Origin of the sequence: Nonomuraea sp. NPDC049655, assembly GCF_044465465.1 — a bacterium.
GTDB lineage: Bacteria > Actinomycetota > Actinomycetes > Streptosporangiales > Streptosporangiaceae > Nonomuraea.
This window is the reverse complement of record NZ_JBITLS010000014.1, coordinates 92,736-118,408: the sequence shown is the minus strand read 5'-3', so window position 1 is coordinate 118,408 and position 25,673 is coordinate 92,736. Positions and strand designations below refer to the sequence as shown.

Sequence of the window (25,673 nt, the reverse complement as noted above, 5' to 3'; positions counted from 1 at the left end):
GGCCTTGTCCTCACCGCTCTGACCATGGGGAAGGATGAGCCCCGGCCGATGCGGCCGGGGCTCACTCCTCGGACCAGCCCGGTGCTGTTCAGGCGGGTGCCGTGTAGTCGACCGCCACGCCGAGCAGCCGGACCGGGCGGTCCAGGTCGAAGCGGCCCAGCGCGGCGAGCGCCGCCTCGGTCAGCGTGCCGGCGTCGGCCGTGGGCTCGGGGAGCGTGCACTGCCGGGTACGGGTCAGGAACGGGGTGAAGCGCACCTTGACCGTCACCCGCGCGCAGAGACGCCCCGCCGCCACGGCGTCACGGGCGACCTGCCCGGCGAGATCGGCCACCTGGCCGGCGACGGCCTCCCGATCGGTGAGGTCACGGGGAAAGGTGATCTCGCGGCTGTGACCGCGGGCCACCCAGGGAGTGGTGTCCACCTCGGCCTCGCCCTTGCCGAGGGCCAGGTAGCGGTACCAGGGGCCGTTCACCGGACCGAAGGCGCGGGCCAGCTCGGCGGGGTCGGCGGCGGCCAGGTCGGCGACCGTGCGCAGGCCGAGCCCGGTGAGCTTCTTCGCCGTCCGGGCGCCGATGCCCCACAGCGCGTCGGTCGGCCGGTCGTTCATCACCTCGGCCCAGTTCTCGCCGGTCAGGCGGTAGACGCCGGCCGGTTTGGCGAAGGCCGAGGCGAGCTTGGCCTGGTGCTTGTTGTCGCCGATGCCGACCGAGCAGCTCAGCGTGGTGCGGTCGAGCACGACCCGCCGCAGGTCGGCCGCCAGCGCCTCGGGGTCGTCAGTCGTGGCGCCGACGAACGCCTCGTCCCAGCCCCAGACCTCCACCAGCACCGGCAGCTCGCGCAAGGCGGCCATGACGCGCTCGGAGGCGGCCTCGTAGGCGGGCGGGTCGCTGGGCAGGAAGACGGCGTCGGGGCAGCGCCGCAGCGCGGTGCGCAGCGGCATGCCGGAGTGCACGCCGTGCGCGCGGGCCTCGTAGGTGGCGGTCGCGGCGACCGTGCGGGGCTGGGCGGGGTCGCCGGAACCGCCCACGACGACGGGCCTGCCGCGCAGCTCGGGATGGCGCAGCAGCTCGACGGCGGCGATGAACTGGTCGAGGTCGACGTGCAGGATCCAGGACCTGGCCATGAGTCCAGTATGCGAGGCGGGCCGCCCCGGGGTCACAGCAGCCGGTCGTCGCGGTAGACCAGGGCGCGGCGCGGCACGGCCCAGCGGGCGGCGCCGAGCGGCGGCTCCTCGCCCTCCGGCACGACGGCCTGGATGAGCGCGTCCGGCGACTCCAGGGTGATGAGGGTGTGGGTGCCCATGTTCTCCAGGACGGAGACCACGCCGGGGAAGGCGTCGGGGCGCTCGGCGGGGGACAGGTCCATGTACTCCGGGCGCACGCCGTACGTCACGGGGGCGTCGTCGTCCGGGGTCAGGCCGTCGGGCAGGGGGCGCAGGGCGCCGGCCACCTTGAGCCCGGAGCCGGTGACCTGGGCCGGCAGCAGGTTCATCGGGGTGGAGCCGATGAAGGAGGCCACGAACGTGGTGGCCGGCCGGTGGAAGATCTCCGCCGGGGTGCCGACCTGGATCATCGAGCCCCTGGACATGACGGCGATCCGGTCGGCCAGTGCGAGCGCCTCGGCCTGGTCGTGGGTGACGAACACGGTGGTGACGGCCAGCTCCCGCTGCAGCCGCTTGAGGAAGGTGCGCGCCTCCAGGCGCAGGCGGGCGTCGAGGTTGGACAGCGGCTCGTCGAACAGGAACGCGGCCGGGTGGCAGGCGATCGCGCGGGCCAGCGCCACCCGCTGCTGCTGGCCGCCGGACAGCTCGGACGGACGCCGCAGCAGCAGCTCGGTGAGGCTGAGCCGGGCCGCGACCTCGGCCGCCTTCTCCGTCCGCCGGGCGCGGGGGACCTTCCTGATGCGCAGCGGGTAGGCGATGTTGGCGGTGACGTCCATGTGGGGGAAGATCGCGTAGTCCTGGAAGACCATGGCGACGTCGCGCTCGCCCGGCGGCAGCGCGGTGACGTCCTTGCCGTTGATGGCGACGGTCCCGGAGGTGGGGGTCTCCAGGCCGGCGATGCTGCGCAGGAGGGTGGTCTTGCCGCAGCCGGAGGGGCCGAGCAGGGCGAAGAACTCGCCGTCCTCGACGGTGAGGGCGAGGTCGTCGAGCGCGCGCACGCCCCCGGGGAACACCTTGGTCAGGCCGTGCAGGGAGATCAACGCTTGATTCCTCCGTGGAAGCGGAAACCGTACCGCTGGGAGACGAACAGGTACATCAGCACCACCGGCAGGGAGTACAGCAGCGAGAAGGCGGAGATGAGGTCGAGCCGGGGCGCGCCGCCCTCGGTGTAGAGCGTGTAGAGGATGATCGAGCCGGGCGCCTTCTCGGGGTCGCGCAGCAGGATGAACTGGAACAGGAACCCGCCCCACACGCTGGCCAGCGCCCACACGGCGATGGTGGCCAGCCCCGGCCGGACGAGCGGCACCACGATGTGCCGCAGGATCTGCAGCGACGAGGCGCCGAAGACCCGGGCCGACTCCTCGTAGGAGGTGGGCGTCTCGTCCATGAAGTCCTTCAGGATGAAGATCGCGGCGGGCAGCAGACCGGCCGAGACCACGAGGACGACGCCGAGATGGGTGTCGATGAGGCCGAGCCGGGTGGCCAGCTCGAAGATCGGCACCATCGCCGCGGTGCCGGTGACCACGGACGACAGCAGCAGAAGCAGGTAGAGCAGGACGTCACGGCCGGGCAGCCGCACCCGCGACAGGGCGTAGGCGGCCAGCGCCGACAGGACGACGACCAGCACCGCCGCCCCGCCCCCCTGGATGAGCGAGTTGCGGATCGAGCCCAGCGCGTACGGGTTGTCCAGGACGGCGGCGAAGTTGCGCAACGTGAACTCGGGGATCGACGTGGTGATCGTCGGCGTGTCGTCGAAGGGCGCGCTGGCCAGCCAGAGCATGGGCAGCGCGAAGAAGGCCAGGACGACGGCGACGAACACGGTGGCGGCCAGCCGTCCGAGCGTGTGGCGGATCATGCGGGCGGTCCTCCGGCGGCGGCGACCTCCCGCGTGCGGCGACGTCCGCGCAGCAACCGCAGGTAGGCCAGGGCGAAGACGAGGTTGATCAGCAGGATGAGGAAGGAGATGGCGGCGCCCACGCCGAGCTGCCCGTCCTGGAGGGCGACGCGGTAGACGTACACGGGCAGGATCTCCGAGCGGCCCTCGGGCCCGCCGCCGGTCAGCACGAACGGCGTGAAGTCGTTGAACGTCCACAGGCTGATCAGCAGCAGGTTCGTCAGGACGTGCCGTCTGATGGCGGGCAGCACCACGTCGCGCAGCTGCTGCGGCACGCTCGCGCCGGCCAGCCGGGCGGTCTCCAGGTGCGAGGGCGGCACGTTCTCCAGGGCGGCCGAGTAGAGCATCATCGAGAACGCGGTGCCGCGCCACACGTTGAAGACGATGATCGACAGCAGCGGGTAGTCCAGCAGCCAGGCGAACCCGGGCGTGTGCAGCAGGGCGTTGAGCGTGCCGTCGTCGCGGTCGAGCAGCGCGAACCACAACATGCCGACCACGGTGCTGGGCAGGATCCACGACAGCAGCACCGCGCCCTCGACGACCCGGCGCAGCGGGCCGGTGCGCGAGCGCAGGATCCAGGCCAGGGCGAAGCCCAGCCCGGCCTGCCCGACGACGGCCGAGCCGCCGACGTACAGCAGGGTGAGCCACAGCGAGGACAGGAACCGCGGGTCGGCGAGCGCGGCGGTGTAGTTGTCCAGTCCGACGACCTGGGGGTCGGCGGCGGCCAGGCCGGTCAGCCGGTAGTCGGTCAGGCCGAGGTAGATGGTCCACAGGGCAGGGAAGAGCAGGAAGACGCCGATCAGGACCAGGGCGGGCAGGACGAACGCGACCGCCCTGCCCCGGCCCAGTCCGGCGGCGTCAGCCGCCGACGTTGGCCGCGCCACCGACCAGTCCCTCCAGCTTGCTCCGGTACGCCGCGGCCGCCTCGTCGGCGCTCTTCCCGGCCACCACGGCCGCGGTCGCCTCCTGCAGGGCGGTGGAGACCTGCGGGTAGACGGCCAGGCCCGGCCGGTAGGCGGTGATGGGCAGCACCTCGTCGGCGACGAACTTGAGCATGGGGTCGGCGCTCAGCACCTCTTCGTTGACGTCGGTGCGGGCGCTGACGCGGGCCTGCCCGGCCAGCTGCGACTTGGTCGCGGCGGCCGAGTGCATGAAGGCCAGCAGCTCCCAGGCCGCCTTGGGGTTCTTGGAGAAGGGGTTGAGCACGCGGACCGCCCCGCCGGACATGCTGACGAAGTCCTGGCCGCGGATGCCGCCGCCGGGCTGCCTGGCCGGGATCTTGGCGTAGCCCACGACCTGGTCGCGGTCGGGCATGGGGGCGACCCCGGCCTGGGGCTCGATGACCGAGCGCCAGAAGTAGTCGCTCTCGGCCAGGATGGCGATCTTGCCGGCGGCGAACTGCGCGAAGGACTTGTCGCGGCCCTTGGCCTCCTGCTGAAGCTTGGGGTCGCCGAGCCCGCTGCCGCCGTAGACCTGCTGGTAGAAGCCGAGGACGTCCTTGACGGCCTGGGAGGCGCCGGTCCACTTGCCCGAGGCGTAGATCTCCGTCCCGGCGCCGGCCAGCAGCGGCAGCACGCCCTGCATGGTGGTGGCCTCGCCCATGGCGGTGCCGGCGTCGATCTGGAGGGGCGTGGGCACCCCGGCGGCCTTGAGCTTGACGCCGGCGTCGATGATCTGCTGCCAGCTGGTCGGCTGCCAGGTCTCGGGCAGCCCGGCCTTCCTGAACAGCGCCTTGTTGTAGAACAGCACGCGGCCGTCGGTGCCCTGGGGCAGGCCGTACTTCTTGCCGTCGAAGATGCCGAGGCCCTGGACGGCCTGCGGGATCTGCGACCAGCCCTCCCACTGCTCGACGCCGGCGCCGCCGACCTCGGTGAGCGGCTTGATGTATCCGGCCTGGGCGAACTCGCCGACCCAGATGCCGTCGAGGTCGATGACGTCGGCCCCGGTCCGGGACTTGAGGTCGAGGGCGATCTTGGTCTTGTACTGCTCGTCGTCCACGCCGTTGCCCTGGAAGAGCACCTTGACGTTCTGGTGGGTCTTCTCGAACTCGGGGATGACCCACTTCTTGATCCAGGCGGCGGACTCGGAGTTCTTGCCGCCCTCGATGGAGTTGGCGGTGATGGTGAGGGTGATGCTGCCCCCGGACTGGGTGCCGGAGCCGCAGGAGGTGAGGGCCAGGACGGCTGCGGCCGCGACGAGCGCGGGCCGGCTGGGAAGTCGCAAGTCGGCCTCCTGTTCAGGACGTGCAGACATACCGACAATCGCACGGGGTGTGGCGGGCGTAAAGAAACGATCTGATGAACGGTTCGCCGTGAGCTGATCGTGGGAAGTGCAGACAGCAACGCAACATGAGTAGGGTCGGCCTAGAGACACTGATGTTGGGAGGGAGTCGCGTGGCACCGAACAGGGATCTGCCCGTCGGCCTGGTGGACCAGCTTTTCCGAAACTCAGGGAACTCCTCGTTCACCGAGTTCGTCGGCTCTTACGCGCCCGAGTTGCTGCCGCAGCGTCACCAGGCGCTGGCCACTCCGATCGGCGACCAGGTCCCGCACGCGACCACGATCGTGGCCGCCACCTTCGCCGGCGGCGTGGTGATGGCGGGCGACCGGCGGGCCACGTCGGGGAACATCATCTCGCAGCGTGACATCGAGAAGGTGTTCCGCTCCGACGACTACTCGTGCATGGGCATCGCGGGCACGGCCAGCACCGGCATCGAGATGGCCCGCCTCTACCGCGTGGAGCTGGAGCACTACGAGAAGATGGAGGGCCGCACGCTCTCGGTGGCGGGCAAGGCCAACCGCCTGGCCACCATGATCCGCGGCAACCTCGGCATGGCGATGCAGGGCCTGGTGGTGGTGCCGCTGTTCGCGGCCTACGACCCCGACCGCGACGAGGGCCGCATCTTCAGCTACGACGTGGCGGGCGGCCCCTACGAGCGCGACCGGTACGACGCCATCGGCTCCGGCTCGATCTTCGCCCGCGGCTCGCTGAAGAAGCTCTACCGCGACGGCGCCTCGGCCGACGACATGGTGATGACGGTGATCCAGGCCCTCTACGACGCGGCCGACGACGACTCGGCGACCGGCGGGCCCGACGTGTCCAGGAAGATCTGGCCGATCGTGTCGGTGATCGACGCCGACGGCTTCCGCAGGCTGACCGATCAGCAGGTGGCCGCCAAGGTCGAACAGATGCTGGAGGCCCGGATGATCTCGCCCGACGGCCCCATCGCCCCGCTGCGCTAGAAAGGACCACTGCCCGTGTCCATGCCTTTTGGATATGCGTCCCCTGAGCAGATCATGCGGGACAAGGCCGACTACGCGCGCAAGGGCATCGCGCGGGGCCGGTCGGTCGTCGTGTTGCAGTACGTCGACGGCATCCTGTTCGTGGCGCCCAACCCGTCGCGGGCGCTGCACAAGATCAGCGAGATCTACGACCGCATCGGGTTCGCCGCCGTCGGCCGCTACAACGAGTTCGAGGAGCTGCGCCTCGGCGGCATCCGCTACGCCGACATCAACGGCTACACCTACGACCGCTCCGACGTGACCGGCCGCGGGCTGGCCAACCTCTACGCCTCCAACCTGGGCCGCATCTTCACCGAGTCGATCAAGTCGCTGGAGGTGGAGGTCGTCGTCGCCGAGGTCGGCGACACGCCCGACGGCGACGCCATCTACCGGCTGACCTTCGACGGCTCGGTGTTCGACGAGCACGGCTTCGCGGCCATGGGCGGCCAGGCCGACGCCGTGGCCGGGCGGCTGAAGGAGCGCTACCGCGAGTCGATGTCGCTGGCCGACGCCCTTGAGGTGGCGCTGGCCGCGCTCACCGAGCCGGGCGGCGAGCGGCCGCCGGTCAGCCAGCTGGAGGTCGCGGTGCTCGACCGCAACCGCGAGCACCGCAAGTTCCTGCGGCTGACGGGCGCGCGGCTGGAGCGCCTGCTCGCCCAGACGACGACGTCCGCCACGCAACCCGCCACGCCGCCCGAGGCCCCGCCGACCGGGCCCGCCGCGGAGTCGTCCGAGACGGCGCCTGAGACCCCGCCCGCCACCCCGCCCGCCACTCCGCCCGCCACTCCGCCCGCCGCGCCGCCGACCGGTCCGCCCACGGGCCCCGAAGGCGACGTCGACGACGGATCCGGGCCGCTCTGAGCCTTCGAAGACCGCCGGGAAAGGGCGAGGGCCACCATGACGGCCCTCGCCCTTTCCCGTGAGCTCACCGCCCGCGACAGGGCCCGCGCTGTGTGACCTGTATCACTGGCGTGGCGGTGAACCCCGGGGCGCGAGGTGGGATCTCAGCAAGCGTGAACACAACGATGCGCACCCTCCTCGCCGGCGGCACCGCCGCCGCCGCGCTGCTGGCCTCCGGCGTCGCCGCCCACGCGGCCACCGCCACCGCCACCGCCACGGCCACGGCCACGGCGAGCCAGGCCGCCACCGCCTACCCGGCGTACAAGAAGCCCGCGATCTTCGGCACGAGCTTCCAGGCCGACCCCGGCCACGACTTCACCAAGGGCATCCACTCCCGCCACAACGGCATCCTGCGCGGCTGGATCACCGACGTGCGCGACGGCGTCGCCGAGTACGAGCCCATCAAGTGGAAGCGGTCCAAGACCACCGAGGGCTACTTCGTCGGCCCGCCCGAGGGCGACGTGACGGCCTACGCCTCCCCGATCGCCAAGGACGTCGTCTTCCTGTCGGCCTACGGCTGCAAGCCGGTGATGGCGGCCATGACCGTCGACCGCAACACCGGCCTGGGCGCCAAGCGCTGCCCCGCGTCCGTCCTGGTCAAGCGGCACGACAAGCAGCGGCAGCCGTCGCTCATCACGGTGCACCAGGGCAAGATCGTCAAGGTGCAGGAGATCTACACCCCGTGATCCCGGCTCCGCGCTTCGCGGGGGCGGGCGCGGACCTGGTAAAACCCACCCAGCAAATCTGGCAAATGGGACGTCCACCGGAAAACACCTGTGAAGATCTCTCCCGATCGCCGATCCGTGGGCATAGTGTGAGGTGATGGATCGTCGCATCTTCGGGCTGGAGAACGAGTACGGCGTGACCTGCACGTTCAGGGGACAGCGCAGGCTGTCCCCCGACGAGGTCGCGCGCTACCTGTTCCGGCGGGTCGTGTCCTGGGGCCGATCGAGCAACGTCTTCCTCCGCAACGGCGCACGTCTCTACCTCGACGTGGGCAGCCATCCTGAGTACGCAACACCCGAGTGTGACAACGTCATCGAACTCGTCACCCACGACAAGGCGGGCGAGCGCATCCTTGAGGGCCTTCTCGTCGACGCCGAGAAACGCCTGCGCGAAGAGGGCATCGCGGGTGACATCTACCTGTTCAAGAACAACACCGACTCGGCCGGCAACTCCTACGGCTGCCACGAGAACTACCTGGTGGGCCGGCACGGCGAGTTCGGCCGCCTGGCCGACGTGCTGATCCCGTTCCTGGTGACCCGGCAGATCGTGTGCGGGGCGGGCAAGGTGCTCCAGACGCCGCGCGGCGCCGTCTACTGCGTCTCGCAGCGGGCCGAGCACATCTGGGAGGGCGTCTCCAGCGCCACCACCCGGTCCCGGCCGATCATCAACACCCGCGACGAGCCGCACGCCGACGCCGAGCGCTTCCGCCGCCTGCACGTGATCGTCGGCGACTCGAACATGAGCGAGACCACGATGCTGCTCAAGGTCGGCGCGACCGACCTGGTGCTGCGCATGATCGAGGCCGGCACGGTGATGCGCGACCTGTCCCTGGAGAACCCGATCAGGGCCATCCGCGAGGTCTCCCATGACATGACCGGCCGCCGCCGGGTGCGCCTGGCCAACGGCCGGGAGGCCTCCAGCCTGGAGATCCAGCAGGAGTACCTGTCCAAGGCACAGGACTTCGTCGACCGGCGCGGCGGCGACGCCATCACCCGCCGGGTGCTGGAGCTGTGGGAGCGCACGCTGCGCGCGGTCGAGACCGGCGACCTCGACCTGGTCTCGCGCGAGATCGACTGGGTGACCAAATACCAGCTGATCGAGCGCTACCGCAAGAAGTACGACCTGCCGCTGTCCTCGCCCAGGGTGGCCCAGCTCGACCTGGCCTACCACGACGTCCACCGCAAGCGCGGCCTGTTCTACCTGCTGCAGAAGCGCGGCTCGGTCGAGCGGGTGGCCTCCGACCTGAAGATCTTCGAGGCCAAGTCGGTGCCGCCGCAGACCACCAGGGCGCGTCTGCGCGGCGAGTTCATCCGCAAGGCGCAGGAGAAGCGGCGCGACTTCACCGTCGACTGGGTTCACCTGAAGCTGAACGACCAGGCCCAGCGCACGGTGCTGTGCAAGGACCCCTTCCGCAGCGTGGACGAGCGCGTCGACAAGCTCATCGCCGGCATGTGAGGCGACGGCCGGGGCGTGGTGTTTACCTCGGCCCTACCTCGATGTCGGGTAGGGTGACGCGAATCTGACGTCTTTTCCGAGGGAAGTCCATGCGCCGCGCTCTGGCCGTACTGGCAGCCGTGCCTTTGATCTTCGTCGCCGCCGCGTGCGGCGACACCGACGCCGGGGCGAACGGAGGCGCCACCACCGGCACCGACGCGGCCGGGCTCACCGTCACCGGGAACGTGGGCGTCAAGCCCACGGTGACCTTCCCCGCCGGCTCGCCGGCGACGAAGTCGTCCTACAAGGTGATCCAGCCGGGCACCGGCCCGGAGGTCAAGACCGGCGACAAGCTGATCGTCAACCTGACCGTCTACAACTGGGACGGCAAGGGCAACGCGATCCAGGGCTCCTCCTACGACACCAAGCAGCCCGAGACCGTCCCGGTCAACGAGCAGCTGCCGCAGGTGCTGCGCGACGGCTTCACGAAGGTCAAGCACGGCGGCCGGCTGCTGGCCGTGCTGGCCAACGACTCGGCCCCGGCGGGGCAGGCCACGGCCGGCGCCGAGCCGACGAAGGTGTTCGTGCTCGACGTGGTCGGCGCCCGGCCCCCGGCGCTGAAGGCGGCCACGGGCAAGGAGACCGGCCAGACCCTCAAGGGCGTCAAGGTGGACAACCCGGGTGGGGAGAAGGCCCCGACGCTGACCACCAAGACCGGCGACAAGCCGTCCAAGGAGCTGGTGGTCAAGACCATCATCGAGGGCACCGGCGCCAAGGTGCAGCCCACCCAGACGCTGACCGTCCACTACACGGGCAAGATCTGGGGCACTGACAGCCAGTTCGACTCCAGCTGGGAGCGCGGCGAGCCGGCCGAGTTCCCGCTCGCGAACGTGATCCAGGGCTGGCAGAAGGGCCTGGCCGGGGTGCCGGTCGGCAGCCGGGTCGTGATGAGCATCCCGCCGGACCTCGGCTACGGCGACCAGGCCCAGGACAAGATCCCCGCCAAGAGCACGCTGGTGTTCGTGGTCGACGTGCTGGCGGCCTCCTGACCGGGTGATCTCCTGACGGGCCGTCCGACGACGCGGTAGCATCTCGTGGCCCGGTGGCGTCTCGCCGCCGGGCCACTTTGTCGTGGGAGGGCAGATGCGCCGCCGTACGATCGTGCCGTCGCTGGCGTCGCTGCTGCTGGCCGCCGCCTGCACGGGCCCGACGGCCGGCGAGCCCGCGCCCAAGGCGGCGGAGAAACTCGACCTGAAGGTGGGCGGCGCGTTCGGCGCCCGGCCCACGATCGTCTTCCCCGCCGGCCGGCCCGCCGCCGATCTCCAGGTGGACGAGCTGACCACGGGCGGCGGCGACCGGCTGGGCGAGGACGACGTCGCGGTCGTCCAGTACACCGCGCACGTCTGGGACGGCCGCGACAACCGCCTGGTCGACTCCAGCTTCAACCGGGGCGTCCCGGCGGCCTTCCCGGTGGGCTCGCTGCTGCCGGGGCTCGGCAGGGCGCTGCGCGGCCGTACGGTGGGCAGCAGGGTGCTCGCGGCCGTCCCGCCCGATCAGGGCTTCGGCGCCGCCCCGCCGCGCGGCGTCGGCCCGGCCGACGACCTGGTCTACGTCGTGGACATCCTGGGCGCCCACCGCAAGGGCGCCTCGGTCGAGGCGGCCGGCGGGTCGCTGGCCGGCGTCCGGGTGACCGGCGGCGAGCGGCCGAAGGTGTCGATCCCGGCCGCCGCGCCGCCGCGCGCCTTCGCCGCCAAGGTGCTGCGGCGGGGGAGCGGCGGCCCGGCGCGGGCCGGGCAGCTCCTGGTCACCCAGTACGAGGGCGCGGTCTGGGCCCGGCGCGAGGTCTTCGACGCCACCTGGTCGACCGGCCTGCCGAAGGCGTTCCGGATCGGCGACGGCACCGTGATCAAGGCGTGGGACAAGGCGCTGGTCGGCGTGCCGGTCGGCAGCCGGGTGCTGATGGTCGTCCCGCCCGCCTACGGCTACGGCGCGCCGGGCCATCCCGCGTACGGGATCAAGGGCTCCGACACCCTCGTGTTCGTCGTGGACGTCCTGGCCGCCTACTGAGGCTCCGTAGACTCCGGCTGTGAGCAGTGACGACGACCTGCAGGCGCTCGGCCTGCTGCACGACCCCGTGCGCCGCAGCCTGTACGAGGCCGTGACGGCCGGCGGCGGCGACGTCGGCAGGGGCGAGGCCGCCGAGGCGGCCGGCGTGTCCAGGACGCTGGCCGGCCACCACCTCGACAAGCTCGTCGAGGCCGGGCTGCTGGAGAGCGGCTTTCGTCCCCAGGACAGGAAGGGCCCCGGCAGCGGCCGCCCGGCCAAGGTCTACCGCAGGGCCAAGGGCGAGCGCACGGTCAGCCTCCCCCCACGCGACTACGCCACGCCCGCCGCGGTGCTGGCCGACGTGGTGGAGCTGCTCGGCGCCGAGGAGCAGGCCGAGCAGGCGGCCCGCCGGGCGGGTGCGCGCATCGGCAGGGGGCGCGGCGGCGAGCCCGTCGGCCGGGTGCTGCGCGAGCGCGGCTACGAGCCCTACGACGAGGGCGGCGCGCTGCGGCTGCGCAACTGCCCCTTCCACCTGCTGTCGCAGGAGCAGCCGCTGCTGGTGTGCTCGATGAACCTGGCGCTGTGCCAGGGGCTGCTGGAGGGCATGGGCGAGGACCCGGGCAGGGCGCGGCTGGATCCGCGGCCGGGGGAGTGCTGCGTCTCGCTTTCTAAAACAAATGAAGATTGACATAGAAGCCGCGAGAGTGATGTGCTGAGCCCCATGCATCTGGCCCAGCTCAACGTCGCGCACCTGCGCGCGCCCATCGACGCCCCCGAACTCGCCGAGTTCGTCGCCCTGCTCGAACCCGTCAACGCCGTCGCCGACGAGGCCCCCGGCTTCGTGTGGCGGATGAAGGAGAGCGAGAGCGACCCCACCGCCACCGTCATGCACGACTACGGCGACCACCTGCTGATCAACTTCTCGGTGTGGGAGTCGCTGCAGACCCTGTGGGACTTCACCTACCGCAGCGTCCATCTGGGCGTGCTGCGCCGGCGCAGGGAGTGGTTCCTGCGCGTGGCCGAGCCGTACATGGTGATGTGGTGGGTGCCCGAGGGGCACATCCCGTCGCTGGCCGAGGGCATGCGGCGGCTGGAACGCCTCAGGACCGAGGGGCCGAGCCCCGAGGCGTTCACGTACAAGGACTCCTACGACAGCAGCGAGGCCGCCAGCCTGCCCGCCGCCGCCGAGGTCAGGAAGTAGGGCAGGTCCTCCTCCAGGCCCCTGCCCATGGTGGACAGCTTCACGGGCGCGGCGCGCAGCGCCTCGTGCAGGCCGTCCACCGGCACCGGCACCAGCCGGTGCCGGGCCGCCAGCGGTTCGGCCTGCTCGCGCACCCGCTCGCCGAACGCGCCGGGCAGCTGCGGCACCGCCACGTCGGCCGGCGAGAGCGCGACCCGGCCGTAGGCGGTCAGCGAGTGGTGGGAGACGCCGACGTGCCGCTCGCGCGCGTCGCCCTCGCTGACCCGCAGCGCCGCCACCGGACGGCCGCCCAGCACCCCGGCGGCGTTGACCGCCTCGCCCGCCGCCACGCCCGAGAAGCCCCAGCGGGTGCCCGTCCCCAGGTTGCCCGGGCCCTGCGTGACGATCGCCACGTCGGCCCGCAGCACGTGCCTGGCCGCCAGCAGCCCGGTGTGGACGGTGACCGTCTCGACGTCGCCGCCGAACGCCTGGCCCGTCGTCACCACCCCGGCCAGCCAGCCGGTCTCCCGCAGCCGGGCCGCCGACATCGAGAACCAGGCGGGCAGCGCGCCGCCGTCCTGCATCACGTACGCCACCCGCGGGCCGGGGGCGCCGTCGTACAGGCCGGACAGGATCGGGGCCAGCGCGGAGTGCAGATCGGCCACGATCACCGGCATCCCGGCCAGGTCGTCGGCCTGGCTCAGGACGTCGTGGAACGGCGAATCCTGCTCGTCGGCGCCCAGCACCGTGGCCTGCAGCGGCGTGTAGCGGGCCTTCACCAGGTGCCCCGGACCCACCGGATCTTGCGGCAAACGGTTCGGGACGGCCACCACCATGGCGTAACCTCCCGTACCGAGACCCATCGCGAGTGCGGTCGTGTTGAGCAGCACCTCGTCACCGGGTTCCGGGCGGCCCACCAACGGGGGGTAGGCCAGTGCCCGGCACTCACCTTCGGGAACGGCGACATCCAGCTCCACCGCTCCCGGCCACTCGCGTCGGATCCGGACAACCTCGCCCTTGCGCCATCTGATCACGGGGGCAGGGTAGCGTCGATGAAGGAGGAGTGAGGCAGATGTCGCGCCGTAAGACCGAGCGGTTGCTGAATCTGGTGATCTGCCTGCTCGCCACCCGTCGCCCGCTGTCGGCCGAGCAGATCCGCCAGGCGGTTCCCGGCTACGACCGCGACGGCGACGAGGCGTTCCAGCGCATGTTCGAACGCGACAAGAACGAGCTGCGCGAGATCGGCATCCCCATCGACGTCGTGCGCGACCCGTGGGAGGACGAGCCCGGCTACCGCATCGACCCGCAGTCCTACGAGCTGCCGGAGATCACCCTGGAGGCCGACGAGGCCGCCGTGCTGGGCCTGGCGGCGCAGGTGTGGCAGCGGGCCAGCCTGGCCGAGGCCGCCTCGGGGGCGCTGCTGAAGCTGCGCGCCGCCGGCGTGGCCACCGACGAGCCGGTCGGCGGCCCGATCGGCGGCGGCGCCCTGGAACTGCGCGTCGACACCCGCGACCCGGCCTTCCCCGCCCTGTGGGACGCCGTGCGCGACCGCCGCGTGGTGCGCTTCGACTACCGCGCCTCCGGCAGCGAGACCGTGCGCGCCCGCACCGTCGAGCCGTGGGGCGTGGTCAGCCGGCGCGGGCGCTGGTACCTGGCCGGGTTCGACCGCGACCGCGCCGCGCCGCGCGCCTTCCGGCTCAGCCGCATCGCCGGTCCGGTCACCGCCCTCGGCCGCCCCGGCGTGGTCGAGGTGCCCCACGGGGTCGACCTGCGGGCCATGGTCGGCTTCCCCGAGGAGCCCGTGGACGAGCGCGTCGCCGTCATCCGGGTGCGCCGGGGAACCTGCGAGGGCCTGCGCCAGCTCGCCAGGGCCGTGCACCCGCGCGAGGACGGCTGGGACGAGGCCGAGCTGGCCTTCGCCGACCCCGAACGCCTCGCGGGCTGGATGGCCAGCCTCGGCGCCGACGTCGAGGTGGTCGGGCCGCCCGACGCCCGCGAGGCCGTCATCCGCCGACTGAAGGGAGCCCTGGCATGAGCGGTTCGGCTGACCGGCTGCCCAGGCTGCTGGCGCTGGTGCCGTACCTGATGTCCCACCCGGGGGCCCAGGTCGGCGAGGTCGCCGAGGTGTTCGGGCTGAGCGAGAAGCAGCTCATCGACGACCTGCAACTGGTGTGGATGTGCGGCCTGCCCGGCCACACCCCAGGAGACCTCATCGACGTCTCCTGGGACGGCGGCGAGATCATCATCGACAACGCCGACACCATCGCCCGGCCGCTGCGGCTCGGCATCGACGAGGCCAGCGCGCTGCTGGTCGCGCTGCGCATGCTGGCCGCCACGCCCGAGCTGGCCGACGTGGCCGCCGGCGACGCGCTGCCGCGCGTGGTGGCCAAGCTGGAGCGCGCCGCGGGCGAGGGCGCGGCCACCGTCAGCAGCCAGGTCGCCTTCGACGTCGAGGCCGCACCCGACGCGCTCGGCCGGGTGCGCGAGGGGCTCACCGCCCGGCGCCGGCTGTCGCTGCGCTACTACGTGCCCGGGCGCGACGAGGTCACCCCGCGCGAGGTCGACCCGACCCGGGTCGTGGTCGTCGACGGCCGCACCTACCTGGAGGGCTGGTGCTACCGGGCCGAGGCGATGCGGCTGTTCCGGCTCGACCGGGTGCTCGGCGTCGACGTGCTCGACGTGCCGGCCGACCCGCCGGCCGAGGCCGAGCCCATCGACGTCACCCGCGGCGTCTTCCGTCCCTCGCCGACCGACGAGCTGGTAGAGCTGGAGGTCAGCGCCGCCGGGCGGTGGGTGGCCGAGTACTACCCGTGCGAGGAGGTCACCGAGCTCGGTGAAGGACGGCTGAAGATCTCGTTGCGGGCGCGTGACGAGGACTGGATCGTCAAGCTGGCGCTGCGGCTCGGCGACACCGGCCGAGTCGTCTTCCCGCCCGCGATGGCCGAGACCGTGCGCGGGGAGGCCGAGCGGGCCCTGGCCCTGTACGCTCAGCACCCATGACGTGGATCTTCTTGGCCGCCGGGCTGGTCCTGGCCGGGCTGGCCGTGCTCGGCGTCGCGGGCGCCAGGGCCGCCGCCGCGGCACGTTCCCTGAAGAGCGAGGTCGCCGCGGCGAAGGCGCGTCTGGAGCGGGGGCAGGTCAGATTGACGCCCCGGAAGGATGAGACCACGGCCCCTGGGGGCGTACCATCGGGGCTGAAGACCGGCACTCGCTGATAAAGGACGTTTCATGTCGAACCTTGGAGTTCCCGAGCTCCTGATCATCGCAGGCGTGCTCGTCCTGCTGTTCGGTGCCAAGAAGCTGCCCGACGTGGCCAGGGGCGTCGGCAGGTCGCTGCGCATCTTCAAGTCGGAGACCGCCAAGCTCCGCGATGACGACGACGACACGCCCCACACCACGGTCCAGGCGCAGCCGGCCCCGGCTCCGGCCCAGCAGGCCGCACCGCAGCCGATCACCCCCGCTCCCGCCCCGGCCCCCGCCGCCGCCCCGGCGCTCTCGGCCGAGGAGCAGGCCCGCCAGCTCGAGGAGCAGGCCGCCCGCCTGCGCGCCAGCGCCGCCCAGGCCGACAAGCAAGGCTGACCCCCCTTCCTCCTTCACCCCTGGACGTGCGAATGGCGCTGCTCAAACGGTCGAGAGATTCCGGATCGGCCCCCGACCCCGAGGGCCGGATGCCGCTCATGGAGCACCTGCGCGAACTGCGCAACAGGCTGCTCATCTCGGTTCTCGCGGTGGTCGTGGGCATCGTCGTCGGCTGGATGCTGTTCGACCCGGTGTGGGAGGCGCTGCGCGCGCCCTACTGCGAGACGGTGCAGTCGCGCCAGCTCAACGGTCACTGCAGCCTGGTCTACAACGGCATCTTCCAGTCCTTCTTCATCACCCTGAAGGTCTCGGCGATGGTGGGCGTCGTGGTGGCCTCACCGGTCTGGCTCTACCAGATCTGGGCCTTCGTCACCCCGGCCCTCTACCGCAACGAGAAGCGCTACTCGATCGCCTTCCTCGGCCTGGCCGTCCCGCTGTTCGTGTTCGGCGCGGGCCTGGCCTACGTCATCATGGACACCAGCCTCGGCATCCTGCTGAGCTTCTCGCTTGAAGACACCGTCGCGACGATCTCGATCGACGAGTACCTCGACTACGTCCTGATCATGTTGATGATCTTCGGCGTGTCGTTCGAGCTGCCGCTGCTGCTGGTCTTCCTCAACGTCATCGGCGTCCTGTCCCACGCGACCGTGAAGAAGCACCGGCGTACGGTGATCTTCGCGATGTTCGTGTTCGGGGCGGTCATCACCCCCGGTGGCGACCCGCTCACCATGATGGCGCTGGCCGCGCCGATGATCATCCTGTACTTCCTCGCCGAGCTCTTCATGTACGTGCGGGAGCGCCGCAGGCCCGCGGGCGAGGACTTCTCGCACCTGTCCGACGACGAGGCCTCGCCGCTGGCGGACGCCCCGGCCGACGCCGCGTCCGACGCCGAGGATTCCGGCGGCGCCCGATAGGCGATAGGTTCCGGGCGTGGCCCCCCAAATCGCCCTGCTCGTCAACCCCGCCGCACGCGGCGGGCGCACCCTGCGACTGCTCGAACCCGTCGCCCGCCGGCTGCGGGCCGGCGGCGCCGAGCTGTCGGTGATCGTCGGCGCCGACGCCGCCGACGCCCTCGAACGTGCCTGCACCGCCGTCGCCGAGCGCCCCGACGCGCTGGTCGCCTTCGGCGGCGACGGGCTGGTCCACCTCGCCGTCCAGGCCGTGGCGGGCACCGACGTGCCGCTCGGCATCATCCCGGCCGGCACCGGCAACGACTTCGCCGCCGCCCTTGGGCTGGCGCGCGACCCGCTGGCCGCGGCCAGGACCGTGCTGCGGATGCGGGCCCGGCCGGTCGACGCGGCCCGCGTACGGGCCGGGGAGTCGGAGGAGCTGTTCGCCGGGGTGCTCTGCTGCGGCTTCGACTCACGCGTCAACGAACGCGCCAACCGGCGCACCTGGCCGCCCGGCAAGGGCCGCTACCTGGTGGCGGTGGCCGAGGAGCTGCGCGCCTTCCGGCCCATCCCGTTCCGGGTCACCCTCGACGACGGGGAGGTGGTCGAGCAGGAGGCCATGATGGTCGCCGTGGCCAACACCCGCTCCTACGGGGCCGGCATGCGCGTGTGCCCCGACGCCTCGCCCGACGACGGCCTGCTCGACGTGATGATGGTCGGCGCGGTGTCCAAGGGCGAGTTCCTGCGCGTCTTCCCGGGCGTCTACCGGGGCACCCACGTGGGGCACCCGGCGGTGTCGGTGCGGCGGGCCCGCCGGGTCACGCTGGAGGCGGCCGACGTGGTGGCCTACGCCGACGGCGAGCGCGTGGGGCCGGTGCCGGTCAGCTGCGAGATCCAGCCCGGCGCGCTGCGCGTGATCACCTGATCCACGACGTGAAGGCTGTTCGCCGCGGGCCGAGTCCGCCGGGACGGACCGGAATGGCGATTTCGGTAGGCTGACGGGTATGACAACGCCAGCGGAACGCTACGCGGCCTTCCGTCAGAAGCACGGAGACGACGGAGGGGCGCTGAGATCGTTCCGCGGTCTCTACGACTTCGAGCTCGACGACTTCCAGCTCGACGCCTGCCGGGCCCTGGAGGCGGGCGACGGCGTCCTGGTGGCCGCGCCCACCGGGTCGGGCAAGACGGTCGTCGGCGAGTTCGCCGTCCACCTGGCCCTGGAGCAGGGCCGCAAGTGCTTCTACACCACCCCCATCAAGGCGCTGTCCAACCAGAAGTACAACGACCTGGTCAAGCGCTACGGCACGGCCAAGGTCGGCCTGCTGACGGGCGACAACAGCGTCAACGGCGAGGCCCCCATCGTGGTCATGACCACCGAGGTGCTGCGCAACATGCTCTACGCCGGCTCGGCCACCCTGGCCGGGCTGGGCTTCGCCGTCATGGACGAGGTCCACTACCTCGCCGACCGCTTCCGCGGCGCGGTGTGGGAAGAGGTCATCATCCACCTGCCGGAGTCGGTGCGCCTGGTGGCGCTGTCGGCCACGGTCAGCAACGCCGAGGAGTTCGGCGAGTGGCTGGGCGAGGTGCGCGGCGACACCACGGTCATCGTCGACGAGCACCGGCCGGTGCCGCTGTGGCAGCACATGATGGTCGGCAACCGCGTCTACGACATGTTCATGACCGACGACCTGACGCCGCGCATCAACCCCGCGCTGATGCGGGTGACGCGCGACGCCGAGCGGCTGATGGCCGGGCGGCGCGGGCGCGGCGGCTACGGCAAGGTCCACCGCTCGCGCCCGCCCGACCGCGTCCAGGTGATCGAGAAGCTCGACTCCGAGGGGCTGCTCCCGGCGATCACGTTCATCTTCTCGCGGGCCGGCTGCCAGGCGGCCGTGCAGCAGTGCCTCTACGCCGGCATCCGGCTGACCACCGACCGCGAGCGCCACGAGATCAGGCAGCTCGTCGACGAGCGCACCGCCCACCTGCCCGACGAGGACCTGGCCGTGCTGGGCTACCTGGAGTGGCGCGACTGCCTGGAGCGCGGCCTGGCCGCCCACCACGCGGGCATGCTGCCGGCCTTCAAGGAGGTCGTCGAGGAGCTGTTCACCCGGGGCTTGGTCAAGGCCGTCTTCGCCACCGAGACGCTGGCGCTCGGCATCAACATGCCCGCGCGCAGCGTGGTGATCGAGAAGCTCGACAAGTGGAACGGCGAGACCCACGCCGACCTCACCCCGGGCGAGTACACCCAGCTCACCGGGCGGGCCGGGCGGCGCGGCATCGACGTCGAGGGGCACGCGGTGGTGCTGTGGCAGCCGGGCATGGACCCGCTGTCGGTGGCCGGGCTGGCCGGCACCCGCACCTACCCGCTGCGCTCCAGCTTCCAGCCGTCCTACAACATGGCCGTCAACCTGGTGGGCCAGTTCGGCCGCGAGCGCGCCCGCACGCTGCTGGAGGAGTCCTTCGCGCAGTTCCAGGCCGACCGGGCGGTCGTGGGCCTGGCCAAGCAGCTGCGCAAGCACGAGGAGGCCCTGGAGGGCTACCAGGAGGCCATGACGTGCCACCTGGGCGACTTCCCCGAGTACGCCGCGCTGCGCAGGCGTCTGTCGGACCGTGAGGCCGAGCTGTCCAAGCAGCGCGGCGCGGCCCGGCGGGCGGCCGCCGTGCGCTCGCTGGAGGCGCTGCAGCCGGGCGACGTGATCCGGGTGCCGGGCGGGCGCCGGGCGGGCCTGGCGATCGTGCTCGACCCCGGGCGCAACCCGCGCGGCCACGGCCCGAGCCCGCTGGTGCTGACCATCGGCAAGCAGGTCAAGAAGCTCGACCCGGCCGACTTCCCGGTCCCGGTCGAGCCGCTGGAGAAGCTGCGCATCCCGAAGAACTTCAACGGCCGCTCGCCGAAGGAGCGCGCCAACCTCGTCTCCACCCTGCTGGCCAAGATCGGCGATCGCGACCTCGGCAAGCCGGCCAGGGCGCGCGACCACTCGGTCGACGACGACGAGGTCAACGAGCTGCGCCGGAGCATCCGCCAGCACCCCTGCCACGGCTGCGACGAGCGGGAGGACCACGCCCGCTGGGCCGAGCGCTACTACAAGCTGCAGCGCGAGACCGAGGGGCTGCGCCGCCGAGTCGAGGGCCGCTCCCACGTCATCTCCCGCACCTTCGACCGCATCTGCTCGGTGCTGGAGCAGCTGGGCTACCTCGACGGCGAGGCCGTCACCGACGAGGGCCGCCGCCTGGGCCGCCTCTACACCGAGCTCGACCTGCTGACCGCCGAGTGCCTGCGCGGCGGCCTGTGGGAGGAGCTCGAACCGGCCGAGCTGGCCGCGTGCGTGTCGGCGCTGGTGTTCGAGTCGCGGCAGTCCGACGACGCGCGCCGTCCCAAGATCCCGGCCGGGCGGGCCGAGGACGCGCTGTCGTCGATGATCCGGCTGTGGGGCGAGCTGGAGGGCATCGAGTCCGACCACGGGCTGTCCACCATCCGTGAGCCCGATCTGGGGTTCGCGTGGGCGGCGTTCCGGTGGGCCAAGGGCCACAGCCTCGACGCGGTGCTGCTGGAGGGCGTGGCCGGCAACGAGCTGGCGGCCGGCGACTTCGTGCGGTGGATCAAGCAGCTGATGGACCTGCTCGGCCAGCTCGGCAACGCGGCTCCCGAGGGCAGCAAGATCAAGCAGACCGCCGGCAAGGCGATGGACGCCATGCGACGCGGCGTCGTTGCGTACTCGTCGCTCACCTGAGGACTCATCTTGAGGGCTCACCTGAGCCGCGGGAATGTCCCCGAAGGGCGGGCGGATCCGGCCGGATCCGCCCGCCCTTCGGGTTTTCCGATTAGGTGAGAACCAGTTCTGAGTAGCATCTTTGGGCGTTCCGTTACCGCTATCAGCGGATTTCACGATTTACGGCTCATTTAAGTGGTCGGCAGCAGTGCCTTTGTGGCCGGGATTCACCGGTCAATTCTCCCTTTAAGTCCGAACTTCTGGTGATTTGCGGCGAATTCGTGGGTATCGTCCCATTTGTCGAATGGAACAGCCATACGGGGGAGGAAAACATGGCTAACAACCAGCTGACCCAGCCCGGCTTCCAGGAGTCCTGGCGCTGCCGCCGTCGCCGGTGGTACCGCCGTCGCTGCTGCTACCGCAGGTGGTGGGGCTGGGGGTGGTAGAGCAACCCCGTGAGAGCCGGCGGCCCAGCCGCCGGCTCTCCCTTACGCTCTCCGGCCGTGAACTCGCTCCTGCCGTTTCCATCCGTCGAACCTTTCGCGAGTTCTGGCCGGACACCAAAGGTCTGCGCCGGTTCTTCGCGTGTGGCGTGGTGTTCGCCGTCCTTGCAGCACTCTGCGAGGTCGCCGCGATCCGCCTGTTCGGGCACATCACGGACGACGTGCTCGCCACTCGCGATCTGGACGCCTTCTGGGCGCCCGCCTTCACCTGGCTCGGGCTCGCCGCCTTCGCCGGGCTGACGTCCTTCGTCGGGACGTACGCCACGGCCTACGGCGCGGAACGTTTCCTGCTCGCCCTGCGCGACCGCGTGTTCGCGCACATCCAGACCCTGTCGCCGGACTTCTCGGAGAACCGGCGGCTCGGTGACCTCATGGCCCGGCTGACCGACGACATCCAGGCCATCGAGGAACTGGTCGGCTCCGGCCTGGTCAAACTGTTCACCACCGCGGCCAGCGTGGTGTTCTTCGCCGGCGCCGCCTTCCTCATCCGCTGGGACCTCGCCCTCGTCACGATGGCGCTGATCCCGGCGTTCCTGGTCGTCTCGAAGCTGTTCGCGGCCAGGTTCAGGACGGCGGCGGCGCGCGAGCGGCTCAGCAACGGCGCCATGAACAGCGTGCTGGAGGAGGGCCTGGCCAACCAGGCGCTCGTCCAGGCCTACAACCGGCAGGGGGCCGAGTCCGGGCGCCTGCACGGCGAGGGCCGCCGCTGGCTGCGCGCCAACCTGTCCCAGGCCTGGCTGTCGGGGCTCTACCAGCCCGTCGTCCAGGTCATCGAGACGGTCTGCCTGATCGTCATCATCGGGTTCGGCGCCTGGGAGATCGTCTCCGGACGGCTCACCCTGGGCGGCCTGCTCGCCTTCGCCGCCTACCTGGCGATGCTCTACCCGGCCGTGCAGAGCCTGGGGGAGCTCGCGCTGACGGTGTCGGAGGCGGCGGCGGGATCCGACCGGGTGATCGAGGTCCTGCACGTCCGGCCCCTCGTCACCGACCCCGAGGGGGCGGTGGCGCTGCCCGGCCGGGCCGAGGGACGGGTGGAGTTCGACGGCGTCGGCTTCACCTATCCGGGACGCACCCGACCAGCCGTGCGCGATGTGTCGTTCACCGCCGGGCCCGGCGAGCTCATCGTCTGCACCGGGCCCAGCGGGAGCGGCAAGTCGACGCTGGCCAAGCTGCTGCTGCGGTTCTACGACCCGGAACGCGGGCGCATCCTGCTCGACGGCCGCGACATCAGGGGCCTGACGCGGGAGTCGCTGCGTGCCAACGTGGCGATCCTGCACCAGGAGACGCTGCTGTTCTCGGGGTCCGTACGCGACAACATCGCCTACGGCCGGCCGGGCGCCTCGCTCGACGAGGTGATCAGGGCGGCCGAGGCGGCGGGCGTGCACGACTTCGTCAAGCTGCTGCCCCAGGGGTACGACACCCCGGTCGGGCAGCGGGGCCGGCTGCTGTCCGGCGGCCAGCGGCAGCGGATCGGGATCGCCAGGGCCATCCTGCGCGACGCGCCCGTCCTGGTGCTCGACGAGCCGATGACCGGGCTGGACGACGCCACCGTCGCCCAGGTCATGAAGCCGCTGCGGCGGCTGATGGCCGGGCGCACGACCATCCTCATCACCCACGACCTGCGTCACGTGCCCGAGGGCGCGCGAGCCGTGGAGCTGGAGCCGGTGCCCCGCGAGGAGCGCATCCGGCTCAAGCGCGTCGGCTCGTTCGGCCTCAGGCCGCGGCTGACGACGCCGCCCTGAGCGGCGGGTGCGACAGGTCCCACGCGGCCGCCCCTCCTGGCTCCGGCCAGGGCGGGCGGCCGCGCCACGCCTGGCTACCGCCCGGTAGAATCGGAGCCCTCCCTCCGCTTGCCGAAGGCAGGTTCCCCATGGGCGACCACAGCTCCGCCCGGCCGTTACGCGCCGACGCCCGCCGCAACCGCGAGCGGGTGCTGCAGATCGCGCAGGAGGCGCTGGCCGCCGACGGGCTGACCATCTCCCTCGACGAGATCGCCCGCCGCGCCGGGTTCGGGGTCGGCACCGTTCACCGGCACTTCCCCACCGAGGAGGCGCTGCTGGAGGCCGTGCTGCTGGGGCGGGCCGAACGTTTCGTGGCCGACGCCCGCGCGCTGGCCACCGCCGAGGACGCCGGGCGGGCCTTCTTCGGCTGGTTCTGCCGGGTCGCCGAGCAGGCCGCGGCCCACCAGGCGCTGTGCGACCTGCTGGCCGGCGGCGCGGGGCAGACACTGCGGCCCGGCGCGGCGCTGGAGGCCGACCTGGCCGACGCGGTCGGGCGGCTGCTGGCCCGCGCGCAGCGCGCCGGGGCCGTGCGCCGTGATCTCTCCGCCGACGACGTCCGTGACCTGCTGCGCGGGGCCCTGGCGGCCGAACGCCATGCGCGGGGCAGGGGCGCGGCAGGGCGGATGGCGGCCGTGATGTGCGACGGCATGCGCGCCACAGCCGACTGACCGGCCGCCCGTCCCGCCGCGCATCCCAGCGGCCACAGCCGACTGACCGGCCGGTCAAGGGGTTGTCGTCATATGGCTACAGATCGTCACCCTCGGGGCAGTTTCTCCGCCGAATCCGGCGGACATCCCCAAGACGTAGGAAAGGGATCCCCCTTCAGGCCCATCGGGCCGGGGTCCGGTCAGCTCGGGAGGTAACCCGTGTTCGCTCTCATCGCCGCCCTGTTCTTCCTGCTCGCCCTGATCTTCGACATCGCCGGCACCGCCGTCGGCAACGTGCTCACCGCGGGCACGCTCACCACGGCCGGGCTGCTGTGCGTCGCCCTCCACCTGCTGGGGGTCGGCGCGGGATGGTCGCCGCTCAAGCGGTGAGGGCAGGTCCACCAGGGGCCGCGCGCCAGGTCGCCGAGCGCGCGGCCCTCGCCGTGCCCGTCGGCGCCCGGCGGCACGGCCCTCGCCGTGCCTGCGGGCACCGGCCCCGCGGCGGGCTTCAGGCCAGGGTGAAGCGGACCTCGCGGGTGGCCGGGTCGGCCTGCGTCAGGCGGACGGTGACCCGCTCGCCCAGCGGCAGGACGCCGTCGCAGCGGGCGATCACGGCCGGCTCGACGAGCTGCACCTGGCCGCCGCCGCGGCGCTCGTCCACGTCGATCACCATCGCCTCGAACGACTGGCCGATCCGCTCCCGCAGCAGGAACGCCTCCACCAGGTCCACGCAGGCCCGGTCGACCGCCCCGGCGCGGCGGCCGGTCGCCGACATGATGTCGGGCAGCAGCGGCAGCGCGGCCCGTACCTCGGCGGGCACCGGCTCGCCCGCCGCGACCGCCAGGCACACCTCGGTCGCGTACCGGTCCACCAGACGCCGCAGCGGCGCCGTGACGTGCGCGTACGGCGCCGCCACCGCCGCGTGCTCGGCCAGCTTGGGCGGCGCGCCGTCGAAGGCCGCGTACCCGGCGCCGCGCAGCAGCACCTTCGACTCCTGCAGGAACGCCGCCTGCTGCGGGTTCTTCGGGTCGAGGTCGTGCACGACCTCCCCGTAACCGGCGCCCTCGGGCCACGGCACGCCGAGCGCCTGCGCGACCCTGCGCACCTTGGCCAGGTCGTCCGGCTGCGCCGCGGGCAGCACACGCAGGATGCCGACCTCGGCGTCCAGCATCATGGAGGCGGCGGCCATGCCGGTCAGCAGCGAGATCTGGGCGTTCCACGCCTCGGCGGGCAGCGGCACGCGGAACTCCAGCCGGTAGCCGCCGTCGGCGTCCCGGACGACCTCCTGCTCGGGCGTGGGCAGGGTGACGCCGCCACGCGCCCGCTCCAGCCCCAGCCGCAGCGCGCCGATCTCGGCCAGCAGGCTCAGGGTGCCGTCGGCGGTGCCGGTGTCCACGGCCGCCTGCACGTAGGCGTAGTCGAGCCGTTCGCGGCTGCGCACCCGGGCGCGCTGCACGTCCGCGCCGACGATCCGGCCCTCGGCGTCGAGGTCGACGCGCCAGACCGCGGCCGGACGGATCGCGCCCGGCAGCAGGCTCGCCGCGCCCTCCGACAGCACCTTGGGATGCAGCGGCACCCTGCCCACCGGCAGGTACACCGTCTCACCCCTGGTCCGGGCCTCGACGTCGATCGGGCCGCCCGGCCGGACGAAGGCCCCGACGTCGGCGATGGCGTACCAGACGCGGTAGCCGTCGCGCAGCCGTTCCAGGTGCAGGGCCTGGTCGAGGTCCATCGAGCCCGGCGGGTCGATGGTCACGAACGGCACGTCGGTCAGGTCTTTGGCGTCAAGCCTGGGCACCTGCGCCACCCAGTCGGCCTCGTCGAGCACGTCCTGGGGGAACCCGGCGGGCAGCCGCTGCTCGCGCAGCACGCGGTCGAACCCGTCCTCCAGCCTGGCGGGGATCGGGCCAGGAACCTGAATCATCGACACGCCCACAACC

General features: G+C 72.1%; 25 protein-coding genes. 18 read left to right on the top strand and 7 right to left on the bottom strand.

The window, feature by feature from the left end:
* Positions 1-88: 88 nt before the first annotated feature.
* From ACIBQ6_RS37980 to ACIBQ6_RS37960, 5 genes are read right to left on the bottom strand one after another with little or no spacing between them, the layout of a single operon-like run.
* Positions 89-1,123 (bottom strand): DNA polymerase IV, encoded by a 1,035-nt coding sequence (locus tag ACIBQ6_RS37980; RefSeq protein WP_397218017.1) that lies wholly within the window; start codon positions 1,121-1,123, stop codon positions 89-91.
* Between the two features lie 32 nt (positions 1,124-1,155).
* Entirely contained in the window at positions 1,156-2,202 is a 1,047-nt protein-coding gene (locus ACIBQ6_RS37975; RefSeq protein WP_397158714.1) for an ABC transporter ATP-binding protein, read from the bottom strand.
* Positions 2,199-3,017, bottom strand: coding sequence for a carbohydrate ABC transporter permease (locus tag ACIBQ6_RS37970; protein WP_352364067.1), 819 nt, complete (start codon positions 3,015-3,017; stop codon positions 2,199-2,201). Before ACIBQ6_RS37970 ends, ACIBQ6_RS37975 begins: the two co-directional genes overlap by 4 nt.
* Positions 3,014-3,940 carry a sugar ABC transporter permease gene (locus tag ACIBQ6_RS37965; protein ID WP_357977328.1) on the bottom strand — a complete coding sequence of 309 codons (927 nt, stop codon included), beginning with the start codon at positions 3,938-3,940 and terminating at the stop codon, positions 3,014-3,016. The genes ACIBQ6_RS37970 and ACIBQ6_RS37965 overlap by 4 nt, the downstream gene beginning before the upstream one ends.
* Positions 3,915-5,279, bottom strand: coding sequence for an extracellular solute-binding protein (locus ACIBQ6_RS37960; protein ID WP_397218014.1), 1,365 nt, complete (start codon positions 5,277-5,279; stop codon positions 3,915-3,917). The genes ACIBQ6_RS37965 and ACIBQ6_RS37960 overlap by 26 nt, the downstream gene beginning before the upstream one ends.
* 170 nt (positions 5,280-5,449) lie before the next feature.
* Here ACIBQ6_RS37960 and prcB point away from each other — a divergent pair, with 170 nt between their 5' ends.
* From prcB to ACIBQ6_RS37920, 8 genes are all read left to right on the top strand, one after another.
* Positions 5,450-6,298, top strand: a complete 849-nt coding sequence (gene prcB, locus ACIBQ6_RS37955; protein ID WP_352364073.1) for a proteasome subunit beta — start codon at positions 5,450-5,452, stop codon at positions 6,296-6,298.
* A 21-nt stretch (positions 6,299-6,319) separates the two neighbouring features.
* Positions 6,320-7,198: a proteasome subunit alpha gene (prcA, locus tag ACIBQ6_RS37950; RefSeq protein WP_397218012.1), complete on the top strand. Its 879-nt coding sequence runs from the start codon at positions 6,320-6,322 to the stop codon at positions 7,196-7,198.
* Between the two features lie 152 nt (positions 7,199-7,350).
* Entirely contained in the window at positions 7,351-7,923 is a 573-nt protein-coding gene (locus ACIBQ6_RS37945) for a hypothetical protein (protein ID WP_397218010.1), read from the top strand.
* A 136-nt stretch (positions 7,924-8,059) separates the two neighbouring features.
* Positions 8,060-9,418 (top strand): Pup--protein ligase, encoded by a 1,359-nt coding sequence (pafA, locus tag ACIBQ6_RS37940; protein WP_125642647.1) that lies wholly within the window; start codon positions 8,060-8,062, stop codon positions 9,416-9,418.
* Between the two features lie 119 nt (positions 9,419-9,537).
* Entirely contained in the window at positions 9,538-10,446 is a 909-nt protein-coding gene (locus tag ACIBQ6_RS37935; RefSeq protein WP_397218008.1) for an FKBP-type peptidyl-prolyl cis-trans isomerase, read from the top strand.
* A 94-nt stretch (positions 10,447-10,540) separates the two neighbouring features.
* Positions 10,541-11,464, top strand: coding sequence for an FKBP-type peptidyl-prolyl cis-trans isomerase (locus ACIBQ6_RS37930; RefSeq protein ID WP_397218006.1), 924 nt, complete (start codon positions 10,541-10,543; stop codon positions 11,462-11,464).
* A 19-nt stretch (positions 11,465-11,483) separates the two neighbouring features.
* Entirely contained in the window at positions 11,484-12,131 is a 648-nt protein-coding gene (locus ACIBQ6_RS37925) for a helix-turn-helix domain-containing protein (protein ID WP_358299036.1), read from the top strand.
* A gap of 33 nt (positions 12,132-12,164) precedes the next feature.
* A complete protein-coding gene (locus ACIBQ6_RS37920; RefSeq protein WP_358299038.1) occupies positions 12,165-12,644 on the top strand; it encodes a DUF3291 domain-containing protein in 480 nt (159 codons plus the stop codon).
* Here the strand turns inward: ACIBQ6_RS37920 and ACIBQ6_RS37915 are convergent.
* Entirely contained in the window at positions 12,590-13,657 is a 1,068-nt protein-coding gene (locus ACIBQ6_RS37915) for a DUF3866 family protein (protein WP_397218003.1), read from the bottom strand. The genes ACIBQ6_RS37920 and ACIBQ6_RS37915 overlap by 55 nt on opposite strands.
* A gap of 38 nt (positions 13,658-13,695) precedes the next feature.
* On the opposite strand from ACIBQ6_RS37915, the gene ACIBQ6_RS37910 reads away from it, so the two are divergent.
* The 10 genes from ACIBQ6_RS37910 to ACIBQ6_RS37865 all read left to right on the top strand — a co-directional run bounded on the left by ACIBQ6_RS37910 (position 13,696) and on the right by ACIBQ6_RS37865 (position 24,123).
* A complete protein-coding gene (locus ACIBQ6_RS37910; RefSeq protein WP_358299042.1) occupies positions 13,696-14,658 on the top strand; it encodes a WYL domain-containing protein in 963 nt (320 codons plus the stop codon).
* On the top strand, positions 14,655-15,623 hold the full coding sequence (locus tag ACIBQ6_RS37905) for a WYL domain-containing protein (RefSeq protein WP_364341813.1): 969 nt from the start codon (positions 14,655-14,657) through the stop codon (positions 15,621-15,623). Before ACIBQ6_RS37910 ends, ACIBQ6_RS37905 begins: the two co-directional genes overlap by 4 nt.
* Entirely contained in the window at positions 15,620-15,838 is a 219-nt protein-coding gene (locus ACIBQ6_RS37900; RefSeq protein ID WP_397218001.1) for a hypothetical protein, read from the top strand. The genes ACIBQ6_RS37905 and ACIBQ6_RS37900 overlap by 4 nt, the downstream gene beginning before the upstream one ends.
* 13 nt (positions 15,839-15,851) lie before the next feature.
* Positions 15,852-16,202 carry a Sec-independent protein translocase subunit TatA gene (gene tatA, locus ACIBQ6_RS37895; protein ID WP_358299048.1) on the top strand — a complete coding sequence of 117 codons (351 nt, stop codon included), beginning with the start codon at positions 15,852-15,854 and terminating at the stop codon, positions 16,200-16,202.
* A 32-nt stretch (positions 16,203-16,234) separates the two neighbouring features.
* Positions 16,235-17,116 (top strand): twin-arginine translocase subunit TatC, encoded by an 882-nt coding sequence (gene tatC, locus ACIBQ6_RS37890; RefSeq protein WP_397217999.1) that lies wholly within the window; start codon positions 16,235-16,237, stop codon positions 17,114-17,116.
* A gap of 16 nt (positions 17,117-17,132) precedes the next feature.
* The gene (locus ACIBQ6_RS37885; RefSeq protein WP_352364096.1) at positions 17,133-18,017 is read left to right on the top strand and encodes a YegS/Rv2252/BmrU family lipid kinase; all 885 of its coding nucleotides are present in this window, start codon (positions 17,133-17,135) and stop codon (positions 18,015-18,017) included.
* Positions 18,018-18,096: 79 nt separating this feature from the next.
* Positions 18,097-20,823, top strand: a complete 2,727-nt coding sequence (locus ACIBQ6_RS37880; RefSeq protein WP_358299052.1) for a DEAD/DEAH box helicase — start codon at positions 18,097-18,099, stop codon at positions 20,821-20,823.
* Positions 20,824-21,397: 574 nt separating this feature from the next.
* A complete protein-coding gene (locus ACIBQ6_RS37875) occupies positions 21,398-23,047 on the top strand; it encodes an ABC transporter ATP-binding protein (RefSeq protein WP_358299054.1) in 1,650 nt (549 codons plus the stop codon).
* 128 nt (positions 23,048-23,175) lie between these two features.
* On the top strand, positions 23,176-23,754 hold the full coding sequence (locus ACIBQ6_RS37870) for a helix-turn-helix domain-containing protein (RefSeq protein ID WP_358299056.1): 579 nt from the start codon (positions 23,176-23,178) through the stop codon (positions 23,752-23,754).
* 198 nt (positions 23,755-23,952) lie between these two features.
* Complete coding sequence (locus ACIBQ6_RS37865) at positions 23,953-24,123, top strand: hypothetical protein (protein ID WP_352331507.1); 171 nt, start codon at positions 23,953-23,955, stop codon at positions 24,121-24,123.
* A 118-nt stretch (positions 24,124-24,241) separates the two neighbouring features.
* Here the strand turns inward: ACIBQ6_RS37865 and ACIBQ6_RS37860 are convergent, their stop codons facing one another.
* Positions 24,242-25,657: an RNB domain-containing ribonuclease gene (locus tag ACIBQ6_RS37860; RefSeq protein WP_358299252.1), complete on the bottom strand. Its 1,416-nt coding sequence runs from the start codon at positions 25,655-25,657 to the stop codon at positions 24,242-24,244.
* Between the last annotated feature and the right edge of the window lie 16 nt (positions 25,658-25,673).

Excerpts from the sequence above, each read along its gene's own strand:
- prcA (WP_397218012.1), top strand. The coding sequence starts at position 6,320 with ATGCCTTTTGGATATGCGTCCCCTGAGCAGATCATGCGGGACAAGGCC.
- ACIBQ6_RS37930 (WP_397218006.1), top strand. The coding sequence starts at position 10,541 with ATGCGCCGCCGTACGATCGTGCCGTCGCTGGCGTCGCTGCTGCTGGCC.
- ACIBQ6_RS37870 (WP_358299056.1), top strand. The coding sequence starts at position 23,176 with ATGGGCGACCACAGCTCCGCCCGGCCGTTACGCGCCGACGCCCGCCGC.
- ACIBQ6_RS37860 (WP_358299252.1), bottom strand. The coding sequence starts at position 25,657 with ATGATTCAGGTTCCTGGCCCGATCCCCGCCAGGCTGGAGGACGGGTTC.
- ACIBQ6_RS37905 (WP_364341813.1), top strand. The coding sequence starts at position 14,655 with ATGAGCGGTTCGGCTGACCGGCTGCCCAGGCTGCTGGCGCTGGTGCCG.
- ACIBQ6_RS37980 (WP_397218017.1), bottom strand. The coding sequence starts at position 1,123 with ATGGCCAGGTCCTGGATCCTGCACGTCGACCTCGACCAGTTCATCGCC.
- tatC (WP_397217999.1), top strand. The coding sequence starts at position 16,235 with ATGGCGCTGCTCAAACGGTCGAGAGATTCCGGATCGGCCCCCGACCCC.
- pafA (WP_125642647.1), top strand. The coding sequence starts at position 8,060 with ATGGATCGTCGCATCTTCGGGCTGGAGAACGAGTACGGCGTGACCTGC.
- ACIBQ6_RS37910 (WP_358299042.1), top strand. The coding sequence starts at position 13,696 with ATGTCGCGCCGTAAGACCGAGCGGTTGCTGAATCTGGTGATCTGCCTG.
- ACIBQ6_RS37900 (WP_397218001.1), top strand. The coding sequence starts at position 15,620 with ATGACGTGGATCTTCTTGGCCGCCGGGCTGGTCCTGGCCGGGCTGGCC.
- ACIBQ6_RS37970 (WP_352364067.1), bottom strand. The coding sequence starts at position 3,017 with ATGATCCGCCACACGCTCGGACGGCTGGCCGCCACCGTGTTCGTCGCC.
- ACIBQ6_RS37920 (WP_358299038.1), top strand. The coding sequence starts at position 12,165 with ATGCATCTGGCCCAGCTCAACGTCGCGCACCTGCGCGCGCCCATCGAC.
- tatA (WP_358299048.1), top strand. The coding sequence starts at position 15,852 with ATGTCGAACCTTGGAGTTCCCGAGCTCCTGATCATCGCAGGCGTGCTC.
- ACIBQ6_RS37880 (WP_358299052.1), top strand. The coding sequence starts at position 18,097 with ATGACAACGCCAGCGGAACGCTACGCGGCCTTCCGTCAGAAGCACGGA.